17 protein-coding genes are annotated in these 20,290 nt (G+C 48.4%); 8 read left to right on the top strand and 9 right to left on the bottom strand.

The features are described from left to right. Window positions 1-151: 151 nt before the first annotated feature. From F3H20_RS16545 to F3H20_RS16525, 5 genes are all read right to left on the bottom strand, one after another. A complete protein-coding gene (locus tag F3H20_RS16545) occupies window positions 152-3,253 on the bottom strand; it encodes an efflux RND transporter permease subunit (RefSeq protein ID WP_149735990.1) in 3,102 nt (1,033 codons plus the stop codon). Continuing rightward, window positions 3,250-4,380, bottom strand: coding sequence for an efflux RND transporter periplasmic adaptor subunit (locus F3H20_RS16540; protein WP_149736002.1), 1,131 nt, complete (start codon window positions 4,378-4,380; stop codon window positions 3,250-3,252). Before F3H20_RS16540 ends, F3H20_RS16545 begins: the two co-directional genes overlap by 4 nt. 474 nt (window positions 4,381-4,854) lie before the next feature. After that, window positions 4,855-5,418, bottom strand: coding sequence for a TetR/AcrR family transcriptional regulator (locus tag F3H20_RS16535; protein WP_149735989.1), 564 nt, complete (start codon window positions 5,416-5,418; stop codon window positions 4,855-4,857). Between the two features lie 255 nt (window positions 5,419-5,673). Continuing rightward, a complete protein-coding gene (locus tag F3H20_RS16530; protein ID WP_149735988.1) occupies window positions 5,674-6,312 on the bottom strand; it encodes a response regulator in 639 nt (212 codons plus the stop codon). Next, a complete protein-coding gene (locus F3H20_RS16525) occupies window positions 6,309-7,163 on the bottom strand; it encodes a sensor histidine kinase (RefSeq protein ID WP_149735987.1) in 855 nt (284 codons plus the stop codon). The genes F3H20_RS16530 and F3H20_RS16525 overlap by 4 nt, the downstream gene beginning before the upstream one ends. 203 nt (window positions 7,164-7,366) lie before the next feature. Between F3H20_RS16525 and F3H20_RS16520 the strand changes: the two genes are divergently transcribed. From F3H20_RS16520 to F3H20_RS16500, 5 genes are all read left to right on the top strand, one after another. Further along, entirely contained in the window at window positions 7,367-9,340 is a 1,974-nt protein-coding gene (locus tag F3H20_RS16520) for a TonB-dependent copper receptor (protein WP_149735986.1), read from the top strand. A gap of 501 nt (window positions 9,341-9,841) precedes the next feature. Continuing rightward, the gene (locus F3H20_RS16515) at window positions 9,842-10,216 is read left to right on the top strand and encodes a DUF2680 domain-containing protein (protein WP_149735985.1); all 375 of its coding nucleotides are present in this window, start codon (window positions 9,842-9,844) and stop codon (window positions 10,214-10,216) included. A 100-nt stretch (window positions 10,217-10,316) separates the two neighbouring features. Further along, window positions 10,317-11,030, top strand: a complete 714-nt coding sequence (locus F3H20_RS16510) for a response regulator transcription factor (protein ID WP_149735984.1) — start codon at window positions 10,317-10,319, stop codon at window positions 11,028-11,030. Then, window positions 11,027-12,883 carry a HAMP domain-containing sensor histidine kinase gene (locus F3H20_RS16505; RefSeq protein ID WP_149735983.1) on the top strand — a complete coding sequence of 619 codons (1,857 nt, stop codon included), beginning with the start codon at window positions 11,027-11,029 and terminating at the stop codon, window positions 12,881-12,883. Before F3H20_RS16510 ends, F3H20_RS16505 begins: the two co-directional genes overlap by 4 nt. A 289-nt stretch (window positions 12,884-13,172) precedes the next feature. Further along, window positions 13,173-13,529, top strand: coding sequence for a CGGC domain-containing protein (locus F3H20_RS16500; protein WP_149735982.1), 357 nt, complete (start codon window positions 13,173-13,175; stop codon window positions 13,527-13,529). Between the two features lie 239 nt (window positions 13,530-13,768). On the opposite strand, the gene F3H20_RS16495 is transcribed toward F3H20_RS16500, so the two are convergent. Further along, the gene (locus tag F3H20_RS16495) at window positions 13,769-13,981 is read right to left on the bottom strand and encodes a DUF1858 domain-containing protein (protein ID WP_149735981.1); all 213 of its coding nucleotides are present in this window, start codon (window positions 13,979-13,981) and stop codon (window positions 13,769-13,771) included. 146 nt (window positions 13,982-14,127) lie between these two features. Between F3H20_RS16495 and F3H20_RS16490 the strand changes: the two genes are divergently transcribed. Then, window positions 14,128-15,351 carry a DUF438 domain-containing protein gene (locus tag F3H20_RS16490; RefSeq protein ID WP_149735980.1) on the top strand — a complete coding sequence of 408 codons (1,224 nt, stop codon included), beginning with the start codon at window positions 14,128-14,130 and terminating at the stop codon, window positions 15,349-15,351. 149 nt (window positions 15,352-15,500) lie between these two features. Here the strand turns inward: F3H20_RS16490 and F3H20_RS16485 are convergent, their stop codons facing one another. Continuing rightward, window positions 15,501-17,171: an ABC1 kinase family protein gene (locus tag F3H20_RS16485; protein WP_149735979.1), complete on the bottom strand. Its 1,671-nt coding sequence runs from the start codon at window positions 17,169-17,171 to the stop codon at window positions 15,501-15,503. Window positions 17,172-17,333: 162 nt separating this feature from the next. Between F3H20_RS16485 and F3H20_RS16480 the strand changes: the two genes are divergently transcribed. Then, complete coding sequence (locus F3H20_RS16480; protein ID WP_188128378.1) at window positions 17,334-18,104, top strand: patatin-like phospholipase family protein; 771 nt, start codon at window positions 17,334-17,336, stop codon at window positions 18,102-18,104. Between the two features lie 600 nt (window positions 18,105-18,704). On the opposite strand, the gene F3H20_RS16475 is transcribed toward F3H20_RS16480, so the two are convergent. Together F3H20_RS16475 and F3H20_RS16470 are read right to left on the bottom strand one after the other, a co-directional pair. Next, window positions 18,705-19,127, bottom strand: a complete 423-nt coding sequence (locus F3H20_RS16475; RefSeq protein ID WP_149735977.1) for a cupin domain-containing protein — start codon at window positions 19,125-19,127, stop codon at window positions 18,705-18,707. A 15-nt stretch (window positions 19,128-19,142) separates the two neighbouring features. Beyond that, window positions 19,143-19,682: a flavodoxin family protein gene (locus F3H20_RS16470; RefSeq protein WP_149735976.1), complete on the bottom strand. Its 540-nt coding sequence runs from the start codon at window positions 19,680-19,682 to the stop codon at window positions 19,143-19,145. 400 nt (window positions 19,683-20,082) lie between these two features. Here F3H20_RS16470 and F3H20_RS16465 point away from each other — a divergent pair. Continuing rightward, window positions 20,083-20,290, top strand: a 208-nt coding sequence (locus F3H20_RS16465; RefSeq protein ID WP_149735975.1) for a helix-turn-helix domain-containing protein, incomplete at its 3' end; no start/stop codon positions are given.

The following is a 20,290-nucleotide window of genomic DNA, read 5'->3' as shown; positions in this document are numbered from 1 at the left end:
CAGCCAAAACAGCCGGGGACAGGGCGATGCCGTGAGGTTAACAGTGCCTGCCATTACGCCGTATTCACCGCTGTCAATGAAACTAATCTGTGAAAAGGGCCGCGATGGTTTTGCTGGGATACGCAGTAACGGACATCCGGCAGTTGAAAAATTAAACAGAATGGCTGCTGGTGGTGGAACTTACAGAACTTTGTACACTGGTATCAGGCTTCGCTTTATACCAGGCAGCATACATGACCGGCAATACCATGAGGGTTAAAACGGTGGCACCCATTAATCCCGACGCAATGGCGATGGCCATCGGCCCCCAGAAGATACTGGAAACCAACGGGAGCATCCCTAGAATGGCCGCCGCGGCTGTCAGAAGGATGGGGCGCAGCCGAATGACGGTGGCATTAATAATAGCGTCCCAGAGAGTTTCGCCGGATGCCAGCAATTGTTCTATCTGGTCCATCAAGATAACGCTATTGCGCATAATGATCCCCGCTAAAGCCAGGATGCCTAGTTGGACGACAAAACCCATCGGACTGTTGATAAGAACCAGGCCGGCAGCGACGCCGATAATGCCCAACGGCGCTGTAAGCAAGGTCAAAATCATTTTGGGAATACTTTGCAACTGGATCATTAAAAGAATCATAATCGCAATGATCATAGCAGGTATCGGCTGAACCAGAAACCCGACGGATTTAATACTGTCTTCTTTGGGTCCGTCATACTCAATGCTGTAGCCAAACGGCAAGCTTGCGCGCAGGTCAGCCAGGTTGCTGTATACTTGTTCTGCCACATCGTCGCCGGTTACAGCTTCGGAATTTAATTCCGCCTGTACCAAGATCATAGGTTTTAAATCCCGCCGGTAAATCAGACCATCCTCTGTCTCGAAACTGATTTTCGCAATTTGATCCAGCGGGACATATCGCCCATTGCCAAGCGGAATGTTGAAATCTTTCACCGCAGCAGGATTATTTCTGTCCTGAGCATTAAAGCGGAGAGCCATATTGACCGTTTTATCAGTTTCCCTGAATTGGGTAATGTCCGCTCCGGACTGCTGCATCTGCAGCGCGGTCGCCAGCGCCTGTGAGGTAATGCCCAGTTTGCGGACTTTATCCTGGTCGATGGCTAAATGCATAATCTTGCTTTTTTCACTCCATTTCAGGTTCACATTACGGGTATGGGGATTGGCGGCCATTATCGTCCGTGCCTGCTCGGCAATATCCCGAACCTTATCCGCGTCGTAGCCTTTTACGCGCAGCATGACCGGATAGTCGGACGATGGTCCGACGTTGAGAACCTTGGTATGAAATTGCACACTGGGAAATTCACTGAGTAACAGCTCGCGATAGGTAGCCTGCAGTTGGTCCCGGGCTTTGGTATCCTTGGCCACAATAACAAATTCGGCAAAATTTGGCTTGTAAGCTGTTGGGTCAAAGCTTAGCACAAAACGGGGAGCGCCTTCGCCCACGTGATAGGTATAATAGGAGATCTGCGGATCGCCTTCCAGTTTTTGCGCAAACTGACGGGCAACGGCATCGGTGCTTTTAATGGAGGAACCCTCCGGCAGTTCCAGTTGGATAATCAGTTCCGGGCGGGTGGAGGAGGGGAAGAATTGCTGCTTTACCATTCCCAATAAGCCAATAGAAGCGATAAAAACAGCCGCAGTGGCAATCAATACGGTCTTTTTATTGGTCAGGCACCAGACTAGAAGTTTTTTGAACTTTTGATAAAAGCTCGTAGCATAAGGATCATGCTCGGTTTCACCGTCACCTTTCGGTTTTATTTTAATAAACATATAGCCTAGCAACGGAATAGCGGTTCCGGCGACCAGCCAGGAGGCCAGCAGGGCAATAGTGACAACCGTAAAGATGCTGATACAATATTCCGAGGCGCTGCCGACGGAAAAGCCTACCGGGATGAAGCCGGCGCAGGTTACCAGTTCGCCGGTTAAGCGGGGATAGGCCGTGGAAGTATAGGCAAAGCAGGCGGCGTTAAAGCGGCTCCAGCCTTGCTCCAGCTTAACAACCATGGTCTCAATGGTAATAATCGCGTCATCCACTAACAACCCCAAGGCGATAATAAGTGCGCCCAGAGAAACTCGATGTAGATCAATACCAAACAAATTCATAAGGGTGAATACGATCGCGATAACCAGCGGAATACATAAAGCCACAATAATGCCGGAACGCATACCCAGGCTGATAAAGCTGACAATCAGAACAATAACGATGGCTTCGAACAGTGATTCTACAAATTCGTCAATGGAGTTTTCCACCACTTTAGGTTGATTGACGGTTTGATGAATCTCCAGGCCGGCCGGCAGTTCTTTTTTTACCTGTTCAATTGTTTTTTCTATATTTCCCCCTAAAACAAGAACGTTGCCGCCTGGCTCCATCGCCAGGGAAATACCGATGCCAGGTTGGCCGTTATAATAAAATCTGGGGTCGGATGGCTCACTATAGGCACGGGTAACGGTCGCGATATCGCCTAGGCGGAAGGTGCGGCCATTGGCCTGAATAGGGGTATTTTGAATATCTTCCAGGTTTTCGAACATGCCGGTAATACGTAAGTAGATATTATCGGTTGCTGTCTCCAGCATGCCAGACGGGGCCATGGCATTTTGCGCCTGCAGCGTGGCGGCAATAAGATTCGGGTCAATTCCCAGTTGCGCCAGCTTGTTATTTTCAATTTCAATATAAATTTTTTCTGTTTGTACTCCGAGCAGATTTACCTTTTTCACATGAGGGACATCGAGTAACATCCGCCGGATTTTTTCCGCTTTTTCGCGCAGATCCTCATATGTATAGCCATCCCCGGTCAGGGCAAATACCACGCCATACACTTCATCAAATCGGTCATTAAACTGTGGAGCCATAACTCCGGTGGGAAAAGTGCCGGCTATGTCGTTGACCATATTACGCACTTCCAGCCACTTGCTGCGTACTTCTTTTTGCGGCACAGAGTCTTTTAGATTAACGTAAATTACTGTGGTTCCCGGGGTGGAGTAGCTTTTTAAATAGTCAAGCCCCGGCAGGTCCTGCAATTTTTTCTCGATTTTGTCGGTAACCTGTTCTTCCATCTGTTTGGCAGTGGCTCCCGGCCAGGCAGTGACAACTACCATTTGTTTTATAGTAAAATCAGGATCTTCCATGCGGCCTAAATTTTTATAAGAAAAAATACCGGCGATGAAAAAGAGAATGATAAAGAAAAAAACAAACTGTTTATGGTTGAGGGACCATTCAGTCAGGTTGAACCCTTTCATAGTGAATCACCGCCGATGTTCACTGTCTGCCCTTCGGTCAGTTTATGTACCCCGGCAATGACGATCCGCTCACCCTGGCGTAGGCCGCTAAGTATCTGGACGGTATTGTCCTTGCCGTAATTACCGGTCTGAACGGAACGCAGGGTTACTGCGTTGTCAGTTACTATCCAGACGGCGGGTGTCGCATTCCCGGTTTGATAAACAGCCGCTACGGGAATATTGATGGCCGGCTGTGACGCGCTGTCAGTTAAGGTAACAGCGGCGGTCATGCCTAAATTCATTGCCGGCGGCGGGTTGATTACACTAACCCGTACTTTAAAGGTCCGGGTAGTTTGGTCGGCCATCGGGGATATTTCCCGGACCCTGCCATCGACAGTTACGTTGGGTAAGGCCCAGAAGGAAACCTGTATTTTTTCCGCCTTGCGCAGTTCTTCAATCCGATTTTCCGGCACACTGATTTCCACTTCCCGCTCGCCATCCTGCACGACAGTAACGATAACCTGCCCGGCGCTGACTACCTGGCCTATTTCAGCAGCGATACCGGATACAATACCGGGTTTGTCGGCCTTTAACAGGGTGTAATCCAGTTGATTTGCACCTTGCGCATATTGCGCCCGGCTCTGGTGGACGCCGGCAATCGCCACGTTGTAAGCATTGGCATACTGGTCATACTGGGATTGGCTGATAGCGCCGCCGTCCAGCAATTCCCGGTAGCGTTTGAGGTTGCTCTCCGCTAATTGCAGTTGTGATTCCGCCGAATCTACCTGCGCGGAATAGTTATTTACCGTTTGCACAACATCTCTGGCATCAATTTGCAGGAGTACGTCTCCGGCGTTTACAATGCTTCCCAGTTGAACATTTCTTTTTACAATTTTTCCGTTTACCTGAAAGGCAAGCTGGCTTTCATAGCGTCCGCGCACCTCGCCCGAATAAGTATAACCCTGTGCGTTGGCTGTTGTGCCAATTACCGCTGTACGTACTATGGGGATATCTTTAGTAATCACAGGGGGGCGGCTGTGTTGGTTCCAGAGGAAACCACCTATGACACAGACGCTTACGATGATGACCGCTGCAGTATAGTATAATTTCTTTTTGGTTAACCGGGGCAACTTGTTTAGCTGCTTCATTATTTCACTCCTCAATGTTATTTTTTTTCTGGGGATAAGCTTAGTGGAGGCTTTCTCATATGTGCAGACATGAACCCAATTTTTATCGCAAATCAGTTCAATTTTTCCGAGATGTCTGCCCTCCCAGGCCCATGATTGGATAAGATCTGTGGCAATTTGCTGAATTGTTTCCTTGGATAAGGCGGAATCGGCGAAAACTGGCACATCCTGTATGATGATGCGCATGTATGTACCTCCTTTCTGTATGCAAAAGGCAGTTAACTGTTTTGGCTTAACAGTGGTTTTGAAGGGTGGGGCATTTATCATGAGGGTCAGAGTTTTTATTGCTGTAGCCAAGGGTTATGTGTAATAACCGGATATTGGGAGCGAGAGTAAATACGGCCAGTACCGGAATTACATTTTTGGTATTTGTGGTCGAGAGAGGCGTTTTAAAATCGCGTACCCACGCGATTTTAAAACATCCGGCATATGTGCTTACTCTTTTTTGGGCAGTAATCCATTGACGATAATATCTGCCATAGCAGACAGGGCATCCGGGTAGGTCATGTTGCTATTGGAGAGAAAACGGTAAGAGAACAGGTCATTCAACGCACTGTCAATAAGTTGATGGAGTACTTTTAAATTGACAGGCCGGACGGCATTATTTTCGATACCTTGAACAATAAGCGATAAAAAGCGTTGTTGGTGTTGTTCTCTAAATATATCTATCATCCGGAATTCTTCAGGGTAAAAGTGGTGAAGTTCATCATACAGTCGATCATTGTTGATAGGACCAAACACTGTTGGCGCTACTTTCAGTAAGCCGGATATTTTTTCGGCAAAGGTCAATTCAGAATTATGATAGATCGCCTCTTCCTGTTTTTCAATATCTTGAATGACTGTAATTAAAATATGATGAATCAATTCGTTTTTAGAGGCAAAGTGATCATATAAAGAGGTCTTACTGACATTCAGCCGTCTGGCAAGATCGCTCATTGTAAACTTGATGCCTCGGAGATTCATTTCTTCAAATGCTGCTAGCAGAATACGGTTACGCAAAAATTTTCACCTCGATTTATTTGTACCGATTTGACAAAATTGGTACAGCCGTTCTAAAGATATATTATTCCACTCCTTTCCGTATGTCAATGTTAATTTATCTTTTTAAAATGGAAGCAGGAATACTCGGTCTATTGGTACAGCAGTCAGGACCAGGGGAACAGGATTGTTGAAGTATCCCTCGAATAACTAACCCGGGTTTTCCAGCTTTGCGGATCAAGGCTGGGGAACCTGGGTTAGTTAGTTTTACTCCGGCTAGTGTTCAACCAGACCATTTTTATAAGCAAAGGCAATCAACTGCATCCGGTTTTGCACATGGAGTTTATCCAGGATATTGCGCAGGTGATTTTTTACCGTGCTTTCACTGAGATATAGCGTTTCACTGATCTCTTTATTGCTAAGCCCCTGGCTGATTAGCTGCAGCACTTCTTGTTCCCGTTCCGACAAGCGGCTATCGGCAATCGCCTGCTTCTGTCCGGCAAATTCCTGCAGGATTTTGGCTGCCAGCACCCGGGAGATGGGAGCTTCACCCTGGGCGATGCTGACAATATAGTCCAGCCAGTATTCCGGTTCCATATTCTTGAGCAAATAGCCCTGGGCGCCGCGTTTGATGGCCTCAAAGAAGTCCTGCACATCGTCCGATACGCTCAGCATGATGATTTTTATCTGGGGCATGGCCGATTTAATCCGGCCGGTCGCTTCCAGTCCATCGCCGTCCGGCATGCGGATATCCATCAAAATGAGCTCAGGCAGCAGTTGAACTGCTTTTTCCATTGCTTCGGTTCCGCTGGTTGCTTCACCGATAATTTCAAATAGGGGATTGGCGGCAAGGATGCTGGCGATGCCTTTGCGGGACAGGAAGTGGTCGTCAACGATCAGGACTTTAATGGTCACGAGAACAGCTCCTTTTTCTTATTTTTCGTAACCGTTACGGTGGTTCCGGTACCCGGACTGCTGGATAGCCTGAGGTCGGCTTTGATGGACCTTATATCCTGCTCCAATAGTTTATAACCGAAGGAGTTTTTTTTGCGGAGATTGTCTGCCGCGATGAAGCCTTTGCCGTTGTCGGCAATCGTCAGGGTAAAGGCTTCGCTGTTTTCGTTTAAGCTGACATTCACTTGTGTTGCTGCGGCATGCTTGCGGATATTAAATAATAACTCCTGAAAAATATGGAATAGCTGCTTGCGTTCATAAGAGTTAAAAGGATTTGGCGTGGCGCAAGTGACGGCTAAATTGACTTTGGTCCCGGTCTGCACTTCATACTGGTGCAGATGATTCTGCATGGCGGCGATGAGATTTATGTTGTCATCGGCGGCCACGGTTTGCAGGGCAAAAATATGCTGTCGCAGTTCGGTATCGGTAAACCGGATGGCTTCCCGCAAGTCGTTAATTGCCGGCCAGGGCTGCTGGCCATTTTTGCAGGCCTTTTCGATGTCCATTATTTTTACGTTCATAAAAAACAGCGACTGGGCGATACTGTCATGCAAATTGCGGGCAATCCGGGAACGCTCCTGCAATACCGCCGTTTCCTGCTTTTCCTGCTGCAGCTTGCCGTACAGGTTTTCCATTAAGGCGAAGATGCCGTGGGAAAATAAGAAAAAGATGATTCCTGTCAGGATTGCCACCAACACATTGCCCCAATTCATCGAAATCACCTGTAGGTATTCGTGTCTGGCGAATTCAAACAGGCCAATGCAGACAGCCGGTACGATGGCTGCGATCCATTTCATTTGAGTAATCGGCATAGGATACCTCCCAGGCAGGCAAGCCTGATATTTGTAAGAGAAGTGCTGTATTTAGTACTTTAGGTCAACAAGATAGTGCTTGAAGATGGTATTGTGTCCAGCCCTAAGCAGCTATAATTGATAATGATAATCAATTATAGCGCTAATCCCTAATTTGTACAATGCTGTGGATTGGAAAATTAAATAAGAATGGTGATGATCGGATGAAAAAAGTACGGATACTGGCGGTATCTTCCCTGTTGCTCCTATCCGCCAGCGCGCAGCCGGCTGGAGCGGCAGAGGAGGAAAAGGTCACCTTTACGCTGGAGGAGATTGTGGTTACCGCGTCAGCAGTCAAGGACCCCTTGGCAGTGGAAACCGATCCCAAGTCGCCCAGGCAGCCGGTGCCGGCGGCTGATGGCGGCGGCTATCTGAAGAATATTCCCGGATTTTCCGTTGCCCGTCAGGGTGGGACAGGCAGTGATCCGGTTTTCCGGGGATTGGGAGGAACGCGCCTTAATGTGCTATTGGATGGCACTTATCAGTTTGGTGCCTGCCCCGGCCGGATGGACCCCACTACCTCGTATGTTTTCCCCGAATCGTACAGCAAGATCACCGTTTTAAAAGGACCGGAAACGGTCAAATACGGTGGCGGCAATGTGGCGGGGACGGTATTGTTTGACCGGGAGACGGAGCGGTTTGACAAACCGGACGTCCGTGTCAACAGCAGCCTACTGTTCGGCAGCAACGGTCGCGATGATGAGCTGCTGGACATTACGGCCGGTGATAGCAAAGGCTATGTGCGAATCATAAAAACCCACTCCAATGCCGATGATTATGCCGACGGCAACGGCAATAAGGTTCATTCGTTCTATACCAGGCAGAGCCTGACCGGCGTCTTCGGCTGGACGCCCGATGCCGATACGCTGTACGAATTTACCGCCGAGACCAGTAGCGCCGAGGCGGCTTACGGCGGCCGGTCAATGGACGGCCCCCAATTTGACCGCAATGATTACAGCTTTAAATACAATAAGAAAAACATATCACCGGTGGTGCGTAACCTGGAATTCAAAGCCTTTCATAATTATGTGGACCATGTGATGGATAACTATTCGCTGCGGCCTGGTGCCATGATGCCAATGGCGATGGAAGTTGACCGGACGACCACCGGGGGGCGGCTGGCGGCAGATTTGAATTTGGGTCGGACCACCACAGCGACAGTAGGGCTGGATTATCAAAAAAATGAGCATGCCGGACGAAGGGCCATGGGAATGATGGGAAATCCCCCGGTTTATACCACCGGCCTGATCCGTGATTTGACGTTTGCCAATTATGGCTTATTCAGCGAGTTTAAGCACCCATTGACCAATAACAGCCGGCTGCTGGCCGGACTGAGAACCGACAGCCTGGACGTAAGGAATGAAAAAACGGCGGCAGAAAATCATGACCGCACCTACGGCGCTTTCCTGCGCTATGAACATGATCACGCTAACGCGCCGGTTACCACGTATATCGGCCTTGGCCATGCCCAACGGCCGGCTGATTATTGGGAACGGAACACTAATTTTTACCTGAAGCCGGAGAAGAACACCCAGCTTGACACGGGGCTCCTTTACCGTTCCGGCAAACTGAATACCAGCCTGTCGGTGTTTTACGCCGATATTAACGACTTTATCCTGTTTAAAAATGCCAATGACCCGGCAACCAAAACGGCAGAGAATGTGGATGCCTCCCTGTATGGCGGCGAGGCTGATGCGGCCTACTCACTGAATAAAAATTGGACGGTCACCGCTTCGCTGGCTTATGTACGGGGCAATAATGATTCGGATCATCGGCCTTTGGCCCAAATTCCACCACTGGAGGGAACACTGGGCCTCAAATACAGTCAAGAGAAGCTGGAGGCGGGCCTATTGTGGCGCGGCGTTCAGGCGCAAACCCGTTATGATTTAAATAGCGGCAGCGAAGTCGGTTACGATTTGGGTGCCAGCAGCGGTTTTGGCATTCTTTCAGCTAATGTGGCCTATAAAGCCAGTAAAGAAATTACAATTGCTGCCGGTGTGGATAATATTTTTGACAAGAATTATGCCGAATTTATTAGCCGATCGGGCGCTTCAATCCCGGCTTTGGGCATCGCTTCCTCCTTTAGAGTGAATGAACCGGGCCGCACCATATGGGTAAAGGCAAACTACCGGTATTAAAAGACTTTACGCACTCTTTGGATGCCTAGTAAGTTTTAATCCCTGGACCAGTCATGCATGCCAGGGGAGTTTTGTGCCGGTAGTCTGTAATGCTGCATTGCTTGCATTTAGCTTGTTATCGGGCAAGCGGGCTAATAAAAGAGAAGGGCTGACGTAGCAGTCAGTCCTTCTTGTATTCTATGCACGTTATAGCCCCCGTGAGGCAGGACATAGTTGACCTGACTGGTAACGCTGACGTTAAGACAGGAGTCTCTCCCGGGGCGATAGGTTGCCGCCACTGGAGCCGTCAGCTAAAACCGCGCCGATAATGGCCGCTAACGGTGGTATGATACTGTAAAAATCCAGCAGAATTGCTAATGACAGCAGTTTCGTATTTATTTAAATACTGTCGGTTATCAGCAGAGGGAGATTGTAAAGTTCCGACTTTGTTCCCAGTTTGGCCTAACCTACGCCACAATTAGTGTCTATACTAAAAGAACAAGCTTAAAGGAGGAGAGTATCTTGAGAAAAACAATTTTAATTGCGATGGCCGCTTTGCTAGTAGTTTCTTTCGCCGGTGCCGTTTTGGCTGCGCCAGTACAAGCTCCGCCTGGTCCCGGCAATGGGTTCTGCCCCTATTATGGTCAAACCTACAGCAATCTGACCGATGATCAGAAGACGCAGATCACTGCTTGGCAGAATCAACGGCTTGAACAGGAAAAACAAATGCTTTCCCGCCAAGTGGAGTGGGGGTGGCTTACCCAGGAGCAAGCCGATCAACGAATTGCCTGGATGGAGCAGCAGGTGGCCAATGGGAGCTATGGTTTTGGCATGATGGCAAGCGGACTGCATGGTCATCACGGTATGACGGGAGCACGTGGTTCGGGCTGCTGGTAAGTAATTAAAGAATTCTTAATACCGAAAAGAGCCTGCCGCGCAGCATTCGCCAGGCTCTTTTCCAGTATTCGGACTATGATATAATAAAGGAAATTACCTTATGAGATGGGGTGGAACGGTGGACGGTAAAAGGGTGCTGATTGTGGACGACGAACAGCCAATCCGGGAACTTTTATCAATCTATCTTACTCAGGATGGATTTGCTGCAACGGAAGCTGCCGACGGGGCGGAGGCATTGCTAAAAGTACAGGCAGTGAGACCGGATTTGATTATACTCGACATCATGATGCCTGTCCTGGACGGTATCGAAGTCTGCCGGCAAATTCGTAAATATTCCAGCGTCCCCATCATTATGCTGACTTCCCGTACCCAGGATGATGACCGTATCCTGGGGCTTGAAATCGGTGCGGACGATTATGTGGCTAAGCCGTTCAATCCTAAGGAAGTGGTGGCGCGGGTTAAGGCAGTACTGCGGCGTACAGCCGTTCCACCGCAATATGAAAGCTCTGATATTCTTCAGTTTCCCGAACTGGAAATTAATATGGCGGAACACACGATAACAGCTTTTGGACAGCCTGTGGCCTTGGCCAATAAAGAAAAGGAGGTCCTGTGGCAGCTTGCTTTACACGCCGGTAAAGTCTTGAGCCGCGAACAGCTCCTTGAGTTAGTATGGGATTACAGCTACTGTGGCGACACCCGGACAGTAGATACCCACGTTAAACGCTTGCGCAAAAAACTGGGAGCCGGACCAGCTTCGCCCTGGGATATAAAGACCGTCTGGGGAATTGGCTATAAATTTGAGGTGAGAAAGTGAAATTCTCGCTACAGTATAAACTGATGGCTGCATTTATGATTATAGTCATTCTGGTGCTGGCCGGAGTTACGGTAGGCGGGTCTGTGCTTATCCGCGATTATTTTATCAATAGAAAACGGCATGAGCTTTCCGATAAAGCTTATGAAATGGCCCGGGTGGTCAATGCCTATTACGACGGCAACATGACTCATAGTCAATTATATAATTTTGTCGATAGTGTGGATCATTTTCTGGATGCCAGGGTTTGGGTGGTGGATAATGAACTAAACCTGATTACCGTGTCCGAGGAACGGGCGGATGAAGGACAGCTTAACAGGCGCGGTGCGGCAGCAAGCAAGCCCAGCCCGATGCATCATGCCATGTGGGACTGTGAGCTTGCCGATCAGCACAGGGGCATGATGATGCAAAAGCATGGACAGCAGCAAACACGCGAGCAGACTGATCCATATCATAAATCGAATGACCGGGTTTTGGACTTGATGGATGGAACGGAGAGCAGCGGAAAAACGGATGATCCTCATTCCGGGCGGCACACGATGATGCGAGGGCACTTTCGTACCCCCGATAATCAGCAGATGCCGCTGCCCAATCCTGAAGCCAAGTCAACAGCGAATCTATCTGCTGCTGGCGAGGGTCCGAAATCTGCTGTTGTTCTGGATATTGGACAAGAGTCGCAGTCGGGCGGTGTGGACGGCGCAGCGATCAGCTTGGCCGATATCAAGGGGATGGACGAACTTAGCCGGGAAATCAAAGCTAATAGCGGTAAGCCTTGGTCCCGGACGTATTACCACCCGTATTACGAAGAAAATATGCTTATTGTCGCCGTACCTCTTGCAAAAGCAGATGGAACAATCAGCGGTACGGTCATGATTAACGCGCCTATTGGTGAAATAAATGATTTTCTACAGCATGTGTACTACTATATTGGTCTTGCCGGACTGGCCGCCATTCTATTTGCTGCTTTATTAGCTGCCTATATGGCTCGTGGCATCGTGCGGCCTTTGCGGGCCATGCGGGAAACGGCAGCAGCAATGGCCTGCGGTGATTATGAAAGACGAGTAGCGGTAGCCGCCGGCGATGAAATAGGCGATCTTGGGCAGTCACTGAACTCGTTGGCCGGTGACCTGGGCGAGTATATTGGACGGATGCAAAAAACCGATCAGATGCGGCGGGATTTCGTGGCCAATGTATCCCACGAGCTGAGAACCCCGCTTACCATCATACATGGCTATAACCAGGCACTGCAGGATGGTACCGTAACCGATCAGGAAAAGATCAACAAATATCATCATGTCATGGGGGACGAGATTCTGCGGTTGGAAAAGCTCATTGCCGAACTACTGGATTTAAGCCAGTTGCAGGCAGGGAGTATTATGCCGGAAACAGAAAGCGTTCTTTTGGCCGAGGTGGTAGATAATGTAATGATGCTCCTTAAACAAAAAAGCGAACAACGAGGTGTCAGGCTGGCTGCCCATATTGATTCGGCCGTTCCTCCCATTCAGGGTGATGGTGACCGACTAACACAATTGGTGCTTATCCTGATGGATAACGCTTTGAAGTTTACACCGTCAGGCGGGGAAATTACCGCTCAACTGATGCAAGAACGTGGCGAAGCGGTTTTGATCATTGCCGATACCGGTGCAGGCATTGCCCCCGATGACTTGCCCTATATCTGGGAGCGATTTTATAAAGCCGATAAATCTCGTGCCAGTCATGGTACCGGATTGGGTTTGGCTATTGCCCGGCAGATCATTGAACTGCACGGAGCGACGGTCGCGGTGGCCAGCGTTTGTGGTGAAGGTACGGCCTTTACCATACGGTTTCCGATTGAATTAAAACCGGCTGAGCGGTGAAGGCTGTGTTCCTGGATTGACAGTTCCTGGACGGTCGCGGCTTTGAGCTAGTGGTCTACCTACTTTGAAAGTACAATAACCTTTCTAACCGAAAATGATAAAAACGGTCCTGTTAGTTTCCGTGCGGAAAAATAACAGGGCCGTCCTTATCATTGATGGCAGATACTCAAAAGATGATGGAATATACCGGTGAGCGGCTGTATTGTGACCTGAATCACTGCAGGCAACGGGTCCGAAGCATAGAATTACAAGAAAGCGATATGTTATAGGAATAAGGAAGAGGTGCAGAATGAAACTAGCAATTATCGTGCGGGAGGAAACGATGCTGCGTTGTACGGGCAGCGGGTGTATGAACGCATTTTTCCAACGGCTTGACTCTTTTGCCCGCTATAGAGACTGTGATGAGGTAGAGCTGGTCGCTTTTACCCATAACGGGGGCGACCTGGAAAAGAAGATCGCTACATTAAAGAAAAAAGCGGTGGATGTGGTTCATCTGTCCTCCTGCATACGGGGAAAAGACCCCAACTATGAAGCTTTAGCCCGGCGTTTGTCGGAAGATTTTGCGGTGGTCGGCTACACCCATGGCGGGGAGGTTGGCGGGACAGGCCCGGCGATTATTCTTGAGAAGGCCAGTAGCTGCCGGTAACCGACGGGGAATGATACAGCCGGGCATTCCGTCGACACCGGAGCCTTAATGGTTTCGGGGTGAAGCCTATTGATGGTTTGCCTGCTATGTCTCTTGTAACTGCTTTATTTCAGCTTTAACTATTTCTTTAAATAATTCGCCGCTTATGGTAGCAGGGAAACCAACCCATCAGCCAAGAATAAAAAGGGAAAATATAATCATACCCGGCAAAACGGGACTTGCCAGAGTAGCCAAAGCAGCTAGCCTTTATGCTTGTTTAAGAAGTCCAGGAGCTCTGTCAGATCCTCACCTGTATTTTTCGCCACATCTTTAATCCGGGCGAACTTGCCCACTGTATTAAAAATGATCGGATTATTCAGATTGGCGAATTTGGGCGAGCGCTGGAGTAAATGCTCTTTCAGAAGGGGATACTGATTCAGTACATCGGCAATTTTATCATCTTCGGTGATCATATATTTGCCACTCCTTTCACAAGATATAGCCTCAATAAGAATAAAGGAGGAAAGCCGGACAGCCTGTCCTGCTTTTATTCTAATTGATCAAGAATAGTTTTTCCAGTTAAACCAAAAATAAAATAGAGACAAGGAGGTATAGTCTGATGAGTGAGTTGATTAACAATCGTGAGCATCGTAAGCAGGTTATCAAGGAGATTCTGCGGGATCTGCACCGGGGAAAATCGGTAGAGGAGGTTAAACCCCGCTTCGACGCCGTTGCCGGAGACCTGGCTCCGGCGGAGATTTCCCTGATTGAACAAAGTCTGATTGATGAAGGCATGGACGTTGCCGAAATCCAGAATCTATGCGATGTACATGCCGCCGTATTCAAAGAAACGCTCAGTGAAAAACCGGACGAAGCCGTACCGCAAGGTCATCCGCTGGATATTTACCGGGATGAAAATCAGGCCTTGGAAAAATTGATCGATGAAGAAATCAATCCGCTGCTGGCGGAGTTTAAGGCAGCGTCTGCCGAGCGCTCAGCCGCGCTGGCCATCCAGTTGGCGGAGAAGCTGAACTTGCTGTGGGACGTGGACAAGCATTACAGCCGCAAGGAAAATTTGATTTTTCCGTTCCTTGAAAAGTATGGCATAACCGCTCCGCCCAAGGTCATGTGGGGTGTTGATGATGAAATCCGGGTTCTGCTAAAGGAGAGTAAACAGTTTGCATTACACTATCAGCCCGCGAACCGGGAGCAATTTATTGAAAAACTGGAGAAAACGCTAGAACAAGTACGGGAAATGATTTTTAAGGAGAGCAAAATCCTGTTTCCCATGCTGCTGGAAACGCTAAGCGAGAATGACTGGCTGGCCGTCCAGAACGACAGCGATCAAATCGGTTATTGCCTGATTGAACCGCAGCTTCATTGGACTCCGGCCGGATTAAAAGAAGAGCCGTCCGCCGTAATGACTTCCCGTCAGGATACGGACTATATCAAATTCGCTACCGGCGTACTGACACCGAAGGAAATCGAGCATATTTTCAATCATCTGCCTGTGGACATTACGTTTGTCGATAAGGATGGCATCGTGAAGTATTTTTCAACCGCCAAGGAAAGAATTTTTCACCGGACCAAAACGATTATCGGGCGTAAGGTGGAAAACTGCCATCCCCCGGCCAGCGTACACATTGTCGAACAGATTGCCGCCGATTTAAAAAGCGGTAAAAAGGGCCAGGAGAGTTTCTGGATCAAAATGGGTGATAAGTTTGTTTATATCCAGTATTTCGCCGTCCGGGACGACCAAGGGGAGTTCCTGGGTATCCTCGAGGTCACGCAAAATATTCAGCCGTTGCAGCAGATCACCGGCGAAAAACGCATTATGGATTAGGGTCCCGGCGTCAGCTTACGAGGAACGGAAAAAATTAATTAAAGGTCCGCAATTTCAATGCCTGTTGGGGATCATAGAATGCAGAAGAGCCTACGATTATTTCGTAAGCTCTTTTTTCATAAACAGAGTAGTATAAAGGAGCACGGCAATCATAGTTTGCCTGACCGGAGAATGGCATACAGGAGCCAAAGAAATAAAATTACTGCGATGGAAAATCCAATTTCCAGCACCGGAATATTCCAAAGCGGGGAAGCTTGGCCGGCGAGGCTGGAACTGATGATGATACTGGCCATGATCATGCTGAAGGCCAGCAAAATAATGCCGAAGGATAGACGGTTGCTGATCCGCTCGAGGGTCTTTAGGCTTGGCTCTATATCCGGTACGTTGATTTCCAGATGCAGACGTCCTTGTTTCACAACAGCACGCAGCTCTTGCACATGGTCCGGCAGGTTTAACACTACTTCTCTAAGCTCATTTACCGTATGCCATAACAGTTTCCCCAGGGTTACTGGGTGTAAACGTTCCCGTAGTAATTTTTTCCCAAAGGGTTCCGCGACAGTAAGAATGCTGATCTGTGGATCCAGTTTTTCTGCTATTCCCTCCATGGTAAGTAAGGTCTTGCCCACTAATGCCAAATCGGCAGGCATCCTTATCTTATGTTTTTGGGCAGTTGCAAATATCTGATTGATTGAGGTACCAAGGCTGATTTGGCTTAAGGGAACTCCATAGTATTTTTCTCTTAACAGGTCGATATCGTCGCGGAGTTGAGCCCGGTTAACTTCGGCAGGGACGATTCCCATGCGAAAAATTGTTTTGGTCAGCTCTTCTGAGTTTTGACGCATTAAACCAATGACGAGAGAGGCCAAATGGTATTTCTTCTCAGGATTAAGACGTCCAACCATACCAAAATCCAGGAAAGCGATACGCTCTCCCGGTAATACCAGTACATTGCCTGGATGCGGGTCGCCATGGAAGAAGCCTTCTATAAAAATTTGTTGAAATATTTCTTTGGCAAAATGCTCTGCTATGCGGGAGCAATTATAGCCCTGTTGTTTTAGTTGCTCCAGATCGTTTATTTTTATTCCTTCAACATAGGCGCTTGTCAACACCTTTTGCGAAGAATATTCCCAGTATACCGGCGGAATATAAATAGAAGGATTTTCTTGATAGAATTTTGAAAACTTTTCGGCATGACGAGCTTCGATTGTATAATCCAGCTCAGTGCGAAGTGACTTGGCGAGTTCGTCAATTATATCTGTCAGTTGATAAGTCGCAGCCCAGGAAAAACGGCGTTCAGCCAGGTAGGCCAGCTCTTGCAGGATTTCCAAGTCGGTTTCAATAGTGGCGATAATGCCCGGACGCTGAATTTTTACCGCCACTTGTTGGCCGGTTTTTAACTGCGCCCGGTGTACTTGCCCGATAGATGCGGCCGCCAACGGTTCCGGGTCAAATTGCGAAAACCTTTCTTCCAGAGCTGCGCCTAAATCTTCCCTTAGCAAGATCCGTACCTCACTAAAAGGAAACCCGGGAACGTTATCCTGCAGTTTTTCCAACTCTGCAATGATTTCTGCCGGCAGGAGGTCTGGTCGTGTACTGGCAATTTGCCCTAATTTGACATAGGTTGGCCCCAGTTGTTCCAGCAGTAGTCTGATGCGCTCGCCTAAGCCGCTATTATTGTCTTTGGTAACTGCCGAACGGGGACAACCGGGAATGGCTTGGGGAAGACCCATTCCTACCACAATATAATCAAAGCCCTGATTGAGCAGCGCAACTGCAATTTCCCGATACCGGTTGATATGACGCATCCTTTTGCCAAACATAGGTAACCTCCTGAAAAAACACCTTCATGTGAGCCGCTTTCACTTTTATTTGTAAATATACCCGGCTGGTGGCGGGAAATATACTACTATGAGTCTCGACAGTCAAGTTATTGATGATTTTGTTAAAACGGGATAGAAATATTCATACAAGAAGGGATTTCATTGAAGAAAGTAGGCCTGGCATTGTGCGGCGGAGCGGTAAGAGCATTAGCTCATATTGGTGTGCTAAAAGTATTCCATCGTGAAAAAATCGGCATTCATTCTATTTGCGGTACCAGTATGGGCGCGATTATTGGCGGGTTATACGCTTGCGGAGTTACTCCGGAAAGAATGGAGGCCATTATTGACGAGATGCCTCTTTTGCGTAGCGTCAATCTGGGAATCGGACAGAAAGGATTGCTAGGCGACAGGGTATATCAATATTTACTGCAAATATTGGAAAGAGAGGCTTGTGCCAAACAAATCGAACAGTTAGCGATTTCTTTTAAAGCCGTCTCTGTGGATTTAATCAGCGGCCGCCAGGTTGTCCATGAGCAGGGACCGCTCTTGCTCGCGTTAAAAGCGAGTTCTGCCATACCGGGGATTTTGCCTCCGGTAAAATGGGGGGAACTTCTTCTGGTTGATGGAGGTGTGCTTAATAATATGCCGGTGAATCTATTGGACGACGGCGTGGTGGACATAAAAATCGCTGTTGATGTCAATGTGCCGATGCTGGCAAAGGAACCACAAAACTTGCCGGAACTTCTTTTCCCGACTTATAACGTTATGATGAGCAGCATCCGAACGGCTACACTCCCGGCGGCCGACTTAATCATTCAGCCGGACGTTCAGGATGTTTTTGCCCTGGATGTGCGTAAAATGAAAGCGGCGATTCGTGCCGGCGAGCAGGCCGCTGAAGCACAGCGAAAAAATATTTTAACATTGATTTCCTAACCGGTAGTTCAAGCCTTGCAGGATATTTAGGATACTGCAAGGCTTGAGAAGCTTTAAATAATCCTTCCTGATGATTAAAAAGGCTATAAGGCTGATGACTTGGCGACGAAGTTGACCTTGCGCGCATACTCTCCGCTAAGAAAAAATAAAAAGTCACCTTAGTGAGCGGTGACAACGGTATGGCGTAAACGGGAAAGGTAAACATATATTTCTATTTGAAGGAATATCTTATAGTAGTGATGACAGGCTGCCCGGGGGACGATCAACCCCTTCCTTTTCGGGAAAGGGGGGTGGTAAGATGACGATCTATGAGGCTTTGACATTTGCGGTTGCATTTGCCACGCTCATGGTATTGGTCACGACCAAAGGGAAATAGCCGCTCCTGTTCAAGAATGCGGCTATTTCGGCTAAAAACGTCGGGTTAACCGTTTTCCGGTTAGACAGCCTGTGGGCTGGCGTGGTAGCGCACGTCAGTCCTTTTCTTATAATATACCCATAGCTTGTAAATTATGCAACCGTCGGAAAAAAATCCGGGCTATCTGCGGGATTCAAGTAATCAGAGGCGTCTCCGGTTCCTTCGTCAGGTCAATTAGGAGGCGCTCATTTCAGTTTGGCATATTCCGCGGTGGATACAGGCTCCAGCCATTCGGCAGGGCCGGCCTGGCAATTTGTTTCGATGGAAAGGTGGACGAACCAACTGTCTTTTGCCGCACCATGCCAATGCTTTACGTTTGCCGGGATGCGTATGACGTTGCCTGGCCGAAGCTTCTGGGCTGCGCTGCCTTCTTCCTGATACCAGCCACGGCCGCCGGTAACCAGCAGAATCTGTCCTCCCGGATGCCGGTGCCAGTTGTTACGGCAGCCTGGCTCAAAGGTTACATTGCCGATCGGACAGTTCCACTCATCGCCACTGGCGGAAAGCATTCTCAGATAGGCTTGCCCGTTGAAGTTTTTGCTAAATATCTCAGGCAGTTTTTCACCTCTGGGAAAAATCACGCTGTTTGATAAATCAGTATGGTTCATGCTGTACACTCCTTTTTATAGCTGTTTACCCATTTCGTAAGCCTGCCGCATGGCTGGATGGCCTTTAATCTCGCCCGTCTGCCAGACCCCGGTGGCATAGATAATGCCTTTTTCCCGGGGATTAGTCAGACATTCGTTCGTAAAGCCCCGGAAGCCTTCTATCGTGCGTTCGAGCCTAGACTGCTCCGTATCGGCGGCTGTCACGATGAAGTAAAAATCTTTGTTGGCGATTTCGGCATATCTGGGTACGGTGCGGTCGATTAGTGTTTTCATCTGCCCGTCCATGGTGTAAAAATACACAGGTGTTGCCATAACGATAACGTCGGCTTTAACCAGCTTGTCAAGGACTTCCGCCATATCGTCTTTTTGCACGCACCGATGAGTTGTGTTGCAAGCGCCACAGCCGGTGCAATAATTGATGTTCCGGTCGCGCAGGAATATTTTTTCGGCTTCGTGACCGGCAGCAAGCGCTCCGGCGATCAATTCATCGCACAGCATATCGGAGTTGCCTCCTTTTCTGGGACTGGCGGATATAATCAAGGCCTTTTTACTCATTTTCTTTTCTCCTTTTCATTTTCTGGCAGCAGTTTGTTGGGCTGCGACGGGAATCACGTGATTTTTGCTAGCCGGGCGGTGCTTTGTCCGCTGCACAGATAAACGCTGCACCGGCTATAACGGTGGACTTGGTTGGAATGACCTGGCATGTAGGCAGGCTTTTACATGCATGCCAATTACCCCTTTCGATAAACTATTTGAAGGAAGCCTGAGCCTTCTAAAGAGAAGCATAGCACCTGGACTTAACTCTAAGTCAAGAAGGATGCAGATTGACAGGAGGTAAAATGAAAAGGTAAGTTCTTGATTGCAGTAGTTAATTCGTGTTTGATGCTGTTAGTCTTGCACTACTTTTTGGTACAATGAATAGGCAGTGGATTCCTCCGCAACACAGGAGGTCATTATGGCTAACACGAAGTATGATGGCAAACACTTGTCAACGACCCAACGCATTAAGATTGAGAAAGGCTTATTGGACGGTGAATCTCTGGCTTCTATTGCCAGAAAAATCACTAAGCATCCCAGTACAGTGGCTAAGGAAATCAAGAAATATCGCTACTTTCCCGAGCGGGAAAGTCTTGCCAGGAAGCTTCCCTGCCTTCTTAAAAAGA

The sequence above is a fragment of the Propionispora hippei DSM 15287 genome (genome assembly GCF_900141835.1).
GTDB classification, from domain to species: domain Bacteria; phylum Bacillota; class Negativicutes; order Propionisporales; family Propionisporaceae; genus Propionispora; species Propionispora hippei.
Note: the sequence above shows the minus strand (reverse complement) of the source record. Positions and strands in the feature narration are given on the sequence as shown.